The organism is Microcystis sp. LEGE 08355, assembly GCF_015207185.1.
GTDB lineage: Bacteria > Cyanobacteriota > Cyanobacteriia > Cyanobacteriales > Microcystaceae > Microcystis > Microcystis panniformis.
Genome location: NZ_JADEXI010000217.1, coordinates 1 through 7,051 on the forward strand (window position 1 = coordinate 1; position 7,051 = coordinate 7,051).

A 7,051-nucleotide genomic window follows, 5' to 3' on the forward strand; every position below is an offset into this window, starting at 1 on the left:
CAGTATAACCAACAACTGCAAATAATTATCAATAACCTGAAGAAAAAAAAGTTGTCCGGTAGCGGCGATCGGCTAAAATCTTGCTTGTCCGCTTTGCCGACAGGAATCGCTACCGCCTACAATTGTCAAAGGGATAAAAATGGAGATAAAAAGATTTATTGACGAAAATTATGGATAAAAAAGCTCAAAAAACCGATAATTCAGCAGTTCTCTATTTTGATGGTGGTTCTCGCGGCAATCCGGGGAGAGCAGCCGGTGCAGCGGTAATAGTTTTAGCCGAGGGCAATTCCTTGACTACGACTAGATATATGGAGATAGCCACTAATAACGAGGCTGAATACACGGGATTGATTATTGGATTGGAAAAAGCCCAAGAATTAGGCTTAAAAAGCCTAGAAATTCGTGGAGACAGTCAATTAGTCATCAATCAAGTTAAGGGAGACTGGAAGGTAAAAAGCGATAGTTTACGTCCCTTTTATCAGCGTGCTTGTCAATTAGTTGCCCGATTCGATCGCATTAGCTGGCGCTGGATTGAACGAGCTAAAAATAGTGTGGCTGACGCTGCTGCTAATCATTGTCTGGATGCAGCGAAAAAATCGCCAGAAAAACCGAAGGAAGGCGAAACTAATCTCAATATTCTGCTCCAATCCCTGAAACCAGTCCTAAATACCGAAGAATTCGTTTTTTCTTCCCTAACAGCAACAGGACTAGAACAGCTACAATTAACTCCTATCTGCCAATTTCAGGAAGAGGAAGGCATAACGGTGATTATTCCCCGTCAGCAAGCCGATCGCCAGAATTTGCAGTACAAATATATTTATAGACAAATTACTCTTTCTGTGCATTCTAGTTTAGCGGCGGTGGGATTTTTAGCGGTAATTAGCGAGAAACTGGCCGCAGCAGCAATTAGCGTCAATGTCATTTCTGGTTATTATCACGATCATTTATTTATCCCTAGGGATAGGGTGACAGAAGCGATGGCTATTCTCGAAGAAATTAGCCGCTCATAACAGTTATCAGTTATCAGTTATCAGTTATCAGTTAGCAGATGTGAGTTTTCAATTCACTCATTACTGTTTACTGTTTACTGTTCACTGAAAAAACAGGATTTATGATTATTTGCTCTCCTCTGAGGAATTTTTCACCGTTTCTTCTAGGATAACTACCGGTTCTTTTTCCCGCTGCTGCGAGCGGATGATATCGATGGTACTTTTCAGCACACTAGCGATGGGAACTGCTATCAATAAACCGAGAATTCCTGCTACTTTGCCACCGATAAAAAGAGATAGAATAATCCAGACGGGGTTAAGTCCGATCATACCTCCCATTAACCGAGGGGCGATGACATTATCATTAATTTGACCGACAATAATAGTCAGGGTCAAAACTTTTAACCCTAACCAAAAATCTTGAAACATCAGTAGGGTACTAATGCCAATAATGGTGAAGGCACTGGCAAAAGGAATTAATGTAGTTAGACCGATCGCCACCCCGAATAATAGGGCATAATCGACCTTGAGAATCACAAAAACAAAAATTTGAGCAAGGCTGAGAATTCCCGCTAAAATGGTTTGACCAGCAAAATAGGTTTCAAAAGTTTGACGAATAATCGTTCTTAATTTGAGATTCCATGGGGACGGAATCCAGCTTAAAATTCCCTCCCAAATTTGTTCGCCATAGAGAACCAGAAAGACAGTTAGAACCAGAACAAAGAGAATGTTTAGGATACTGTTGATAGTTCCCAGCACAAAGCTCAGTAATTGAGTGCTAAGAGTTTGTAAAACATTGGTTAGTCGTTCCGATAACTGGGTGATTGATTGCTCGATATAAATCGCATATTTCTGAGTTTTATCCCACTTTTCTAAATTTTGTATCTGTTCGGTTCCCGACTCGATCCACTGGGGTAAACTATTGATTAAACTGCTTAATTGCTCGACAATCTGGGGAATTAAAATTAAACCTAAAACGCTCAAAATTAATAGGGCAATTAAAAAGACAATAGCGATCGAACCACTGCGATTAACCCCGCGTCTTTGCAGCAGTTTGATGGGAACATCTAGGACAAAAGCTAGTAAACTAGCAGTGACAAAAATACTAACTAAGGGTTCTAGATAGCTAAATAATTGGAATAATAACCAACCATTGAGAAATAAGAGCGGAAAAACTAGACTTAGCCGCAACCAACGAGGTAGTTGCTTAAAAAGCTCTATCATTAGACCTCTTGTAAAAATCAAAAATTGTTGTTAGGGTTAGGAGTCAGTAGTCAGTAGTCAGTAGTCAGGAGAATTAAGAATGAATAATAATCAATTAAACGGTCTATTTACAGATTTTATGTAATTTAATCCTTGTTTTTGCCTTTTTTGAACCCTCAAAAATTAATTATGCAAGAGGTTTATTAATTTTGTCCTGAGAGAGTATCGATGTATGTAAAAAGAGAGTTTTCTAACCAGAAATCCTCTTTCAATCTACCATCTCCGTGCCACTTTTTTGGTTCCAGTAACCCTGAAACTCTTATCTTAACTGTATGGAGCTAAGCGGATTCGAACCGCTGACCCCCTCAATGCCATTGAGGTGCTCTACCAACTGAGCTATAGCCCCGCGAAGACCATTTTTGAATATAGCTTAAATAGAATCATTTTGTCAAGGGGGGGGCGAGAAAAAAATTTGTCACAGCCAAGGTGATCGCTAATTGACAAGAGTGAAACAATCGCCCCCATTTAGACAGGAGCCGAAATTTGGGTTAAATAGGTTAAACAGTGACCCATGAGGAAATAAACTACTAACATAGCCACTGCCGCTGCTGCCACCAAGGTTCCCGCCAGCATCAAGGAAAACTCTTGCCTGTCGAACGCTTGCTGCATCAGATGCAATGACCAAGCCACAAGACCGAGGTCAAAGATGAGAATCGGAACTAACATATTTTAAATTTTGTTAACTTTCTTCTATTCTAATACATAATTTTCCCGAGGGATAATCGGAGGGAAGTTAAAAACAGGGATTTTTTGCCGGTTGCTCGATCGCGGCTGTCAGCCGTCAGCCATTGGCTTTCAGTAACAGGTGTAAACCTTGCTCTTCTTGGTTTGCAGCCTGAAGAAATCCTTTTCCCGAAAAAGCGACTCAATCCCTAGATTAAGTTCTGCAAATCTTGCTCTCATTTTCCCGGCTAACGCACGGGTACTTGTTGATTTTGCAGATAATTTTTGACCTCAGCGATGGTTAATTGACCATAATGGAGCAAAGAAGCCAATAAAGCCGCTTCTGCCCGGCCTTCCGTCAATGCTTCGTAGATATGCTGACAATTACCCGCTCCTCCAGAGGCAATCACAGGAATCTCCACCCTTTCAGCGATCGCTTTTGTCAAGGCCAGATCGTAACCCGCTTGCGTGCCGTCGGCATCCATACTGGTAACTAACAACTCACCCGCCCCGCGTTTTTCCACTTCTTGGGCCCATAATAAAGCATCAATACCCGTATTTTCCCGTCCACCCCGAACATAAACCTCCCAACCAGGGTTATGCACATCCTTGCGTCGTCTAGCATCGATCGCCACCACAATACACTGTTTCCCAAAGCGATCGCTGGCTCGATCGAGCAATTTCGGCTCGCGCACGGCAGCCGAGTTAATGCTGACTTTATCGGCCCCGGCTCTTAACAAATTTTTAATATTTTCTAAGGATTGGATACCACCCCCCACGGTCAGAGGAATAAAAACCTGTTCCGCCGTGCGATAGACTACATCAATAATCGTGTCGCGATCTTCATGGGTAGCAGTAATATCAAGAAAAACCAACTCATCGGCTCCTGCCTGATTATACAAGCGAGCTAACTCCACGGGGTCGCCAGCATCCTGAAGATTGACAAAATTAACCCCTTTAACTACCCGACCTTTATTGACATCCAAACAAGGCAAAATCCGCTTCGCTAACATATCCTAGACTCTTGATTGTAACAATGGCCATCAAACGATCGCACAATTCCCCCCCGGCAGCCGAGGAAAATCTGCTCACTCCCAATCCCACTATAGAAGAAACGGAAAAAGCAGCAGCGGAGATTCGTCCCCAATCCCTAGAGGATTATATCGGTCAACAGGACTTAAAAGCTAATCTAAAAGTCACCATCGCCGCGGCCAAAGCTAGACAAGAAGCGATCGATCATTTGCTCTTCTACGGACCGCCGGGGTTAGGCAAAACCACCATGGCTTTAATTTTAGCGGCCCAGATGGGAGTAAATTGCCGCATTACTGCCGCCCCCGCTTTAGAGCGTCCCCGGGATATTACCGGCATCCTGATCAATCTTCAACCCCGGGATATTCTTTTTATCGACGAAATTCATCGACTGAATCGGGTGACGGAGGAGTTATTATACCCAGCGATGGAGGATTATCGCCTAGATGTGACGATTGGTAAGGGTCAAGCGGCGAAAATTCGCAGTATTTCTTTACCTCCCTTTACTTTAATCGGTGCTACTACCAAAGTTGGCTCTTTAACTGCGCCTTTACGCGATCGTTTTGGCATGATTCAACGTCTGCGTTTCTATACAGTTGAGGAATTGAGGGCAATTATTCTCAGAAGTGCTACTATTTTCAATATTCCCATTACCGAAGCGGGTGCGATCGAAATTGCCCGTCGCAGTCGGGGAACTCCACGCATTGCCAATCGTTTATTAAAACGAGTACGCGACTATGTGCAGGTGAAGGGAGAAACTATGATCACCCCCCAGTTAGCCGCTGAGGGATTAAATCAATTAAATGTGGATTCTATGGGTTTAGATTGGACCGATCGATTAGTATTAAAGACGATGATCGAACAGTTTCAAGGTAAACCCGTGGGATTGGAAGCAGTAGCAGCAGCCACGGGAGAAGATGCCAAAACGATTGAGGAGGTGTATGAGCCTTATTTATTACAAATAGGTTATCTTAATCGTACTCCCCGGGGTCGCGTAGTGACGTCAGCCGCCTACGAACATTTAGGTTTACTGGCGAAATTGCCGAAAAATAAGGATCGGAGTTTACCTTTGTTTGAGTTGTAGTTTTCTGGATAGGGTTGGCTGAATAAATGTGAAATATAGACGAGGTATGGGGTTTGGGGCTTTTTGGCGAAGCAGCTGCAAGATTTTCAAGCTAGTGGCTCAAAAACCTTACATCTTGATCGGCGATCGCGTCCTGTACGGGCGAAGCATTCGGACAATAACCTATCGCTGAAACCGTAGATTTTCTATCCGAATGCTTCGCCCCTACTTTTTGCCGCAAACCCTAGATAGGGCTGCTGAATAAATCTGAAAACCTTGTTAGATTAAGGCTTTTTCCTGGGGAAAATTCACACCCCACACCCCATACCCTGTCTCTAGAAACAACCTGTTCAGCCAACCCTAATTACCTGGGTTTCAGCTTATCTGTGTCTTTAAATACTTGGTCCACTGCGTCAAATCACACCAGTCTTTACATACAGGTCGTATGATCATGATCGTAGTAAGTTACATTGTTGACATTGCTTGCCGCTTCTAATCCAGACTGTATTGGGATTGGTCAAAGCTAATTGCACAATAGTGATCTTTTATAGTCAATATTTTTTAAGTCTGTTAGCGCCCTATGTCTGTCCTAAATAAAGAAAATCTTAAACTGGAAACTCTTACCCTGTTTCAAAAATACCAAAAAACGGGAGATAATAAGTTACGGGATCAAATTATGGAGTTAAACCTAGGATTAGTCAGAAGGGAAGCTCATCATTGGGTTAATCAATGTCGTGAAAATTACGAAGATTTAGTGCAGGTTGGCTGTATGGGGCTAATTCGGGCGATCAAGCGTTTTGACAGCAGCAAAGGTCATGCTTTTAGCTCCTTCGCCATTCCCTATATTCGCGGCGAAATTCAACACCATCTGCGCGATAAAGGTTATACAGTTCGTATTCCTCGTCGTTGGTTAGATTTAGGCAGACAAGCGACAAATGTGCGTCGGGATTTCCAGTCCCTCTACAATCGTCAACCCAATGATACGGAAATCTCCCGCGCTTTAAATATTTCCCTCGAAGAATGGCAAGAGGTAAAACTGGCTTTCCAAAACCGTGAACCTCTGAGTCTCGATGCGACGGCTAATAACGATGAAGATAATAATACTTGTTTAAAAGACATCGTTCCCGATCCCCGTTATCGCAGCTTTCAACTTTGTCAAGAGGATCGCATTCGTTTACAACAGGCAATGGCTCAATTAGAAGAGAAAACCCGTCATATTCTCGAATTTGTTTTCCTTAAAGATCTTACTCAACGGGAAACCGCCGAACAATTAGGCATTAGTGTTGTTACCGTCTCCCGTCGGGTGAAAAAGGGTTTAGAAATGCTCAAGGAAACCATGCTCCAAGAAGTATTTTAGCCTAATTATCGGTTTGATACGGCCGCAATAGCAAGTAATTCAAAACCCCAGCTAAATATTCATACTGCTCGATCGAATTATAGTATTGAGCAGAAATTCTCACAATTAATGATGCTTCTCCCCAGGGAATTATCGGCACTTCGATCTGATATTTTTCCCACAGTTGTCTAGATAAATCTTCTGCTGCCCAAGCATAACTAGGAATTAGAATTGAGGACATCGCTCCGATCATTGATTCTGGACAGGGATAATTGACCTCTAAGGCATGACAAAGCAAATTTCTGGCTTTTAAAACCAAATTACGATTCCTCGCCATCAGACCCAGTAAACCATCAATAGAAAGAGAATTTAAAAACTCGATCGCTTTTGGCACTGATAAATAAGCGCTGGGATCATCGGTTCCCATCCAAGCAAATTCTAACTGAAAACGGGAGCGATCTTGTCGAGGGGAATTCGCTCCATGGCTAATAGTTAAAGGTCGAATTATTGCCTGTTTATCCCCGCGCACATAGAGAAAAGCAGCCCCCTTGGGACTACATAACCACTTATGACAATTAGCAGTATAATAGGTGGGATTAATTTCTCTGATATTAAGGGGTAAAAAACCTAAAGCATGAGCGCCATCGATGAGAGTATCAATGCCCAGATTATTTAATTCTCGCACAATTTCTGCGATTGGCCAAATGA

General features: G+C 42.7%; 7 protein-coding genes and 1 tRNA gene. 3 read left to right on the top strand and 5 right to left on the bottom strand.

The annotated features are described in order from the left end of the window. The first annotated feature begins 170 nt into the window (after positions 1 to 170). Complete coding sequence (locus tag IQ242_RS12365; protein WP_193960179.1) at positions 171 to 1,010, top strand: ACT domain-containing protein; 840 nt, start codon at positions 171 to 173, stop codon at positions 1,008 to 1,010. Between the two features lie 105 nt (positions 1,011 to 1,115). Here the strand turns inward: IQ242_RS12365 and IQ242_RS12370 are convergent, their stop codons facing one another. The 4 genes from IQ242_RS12370 to hisF form a co-directional block, all read right to left on the bottom strand. Beyond that, a complete protein-coding gene (locus tag IQ242_RS12370; protein ID WP_193960180.1) occupies positions 1,116 to 2,213 on the bottom strand; it encodes an AI-2E family transporter in 1,098 nt (365 codons plus the stop codon). A gap of 312 nt (positions 2,214 to 2,525) precedes the next feature. Continuing rightward, positions 2,526 to 2,598, bottom strand: a tRNA-Ala gene (locus tag IQ242_RS12375). A gap of 119 nt (positions 2,599 to 2,717) precedes the next feature. Further along, the gene (locus IQ242_RS12380) at positions 2,718 to 2,918 is read right to left on the bottom strand and encodes a hypothetical protein (protein WP_002764650.1); all 201 of its coding nucleotides are present in this window, start codon (positions 2,916 to 2,918) and stop codon (positions 2,718 to 2,720) included. 245 nt (positions 2,919 to 3,163) lie between these two features. Further along, a complete protein-coding gene (hisF, locus tag IQ242_RS12385; RefSeq protein WP_193960181.1) occupies positions 3,164 to 3,928 on the bottom strand; it encodes an imidazole glycerol phosphate synthase subunit HisF in 765 nt (254 codons plus the stop codon). A gap of 23 nt (positions 3,929 to 3,951) precedes the next feature. Between hisF and ruvB the strand changes: the two genes are divergently transcribed. Both ruvB and IQ242_RS12395 read left to right on the top strand, forming a co-directional pair. Next, positions 3,952 to 5,028, top strand: a complete 1,077-nt coding sequence (gene ruvB / locus IQ242_RS12390) for a Holliday junction branch migration DNA helicase RuvB (RefSeq protein WP_193960182.1) — start codon at positions 3,952 to 3,954, stop codon at positions 5,026 to 5,028. A gap of 559 nt (positions 5,029 to 5,587) precedes the next feature. Next, complete coding sequence (locus IQ242_RS12395) at positions 5,588 to 6,364, top strand: RNA polymerase sigma factor SigF (RefSeq protein WP_193960183.1); 777 nt, start codon at positions 5,588 to 5,590, stop codon at positions 6,362 to 6,364. A 1-nt stretch (position 6,365) separates the two neighbouring features. Here the strand turns inward: IQ242_RS12395 and IQ242_RS12400 are convergent. Then, on the bottom strand, positions 6,366 to 7,051 hold a 686-nt coding region (locus IQ242_RS12400; RefSeq protein WP_193960184.1), incomplete at its 5' end, for an aminotransferase class V-fold PLP-dependent enzyme.

What these genes read in the sequence shown, in the direction of transcription:
- IQ242_RS12365 (WP_193960179.1), top strand. Translation starts at nt 171, where the DNA reads ATGGATAAAAAAGCTCAAAAAACCGATAATTCAGCAGTTCTCTATTTT.
- IQ242_RS12370 (WP_193960180.1), bottom strand. Translation starts at nt 2,213, where the DNA reads ATGATAGAGCTTTTTAAGCAACTACCTCGTTGGTTGCGGCTAAGTCTA.
- IQ242_RS12380 (WP_002764650.1), bottom strand. Translation starts at nt 2,918, where the DNA reads ATGTTAGTTCCGATTCTCATCTTTGACCTCGGTCTTGTGGCTTGGTCA.
- hisF (WP_193960181.1), bottom strand. Translation starts at nt 3,928, where the DNA reads ATGTTAGCGAAGCGGATTTTGCCTTGTTTGGATGTCAATAAAGGTCGG.
- ruvB (WP_193960182.1), top strand. Translation starts at nt 3,952, where the DNA reads ATGGCCATCAAACGATCGCACAATTCCCCCCCGGCAGCCGAGGAAAAT.
- IQ242_RS12395 (WP_193960183.1), top strand. Translation starts at nt 5,588, where the DNA reads ATGTCTGTCCTAAATAAAGAAAATCTTAAACTGGAAACTCTTACCCTG.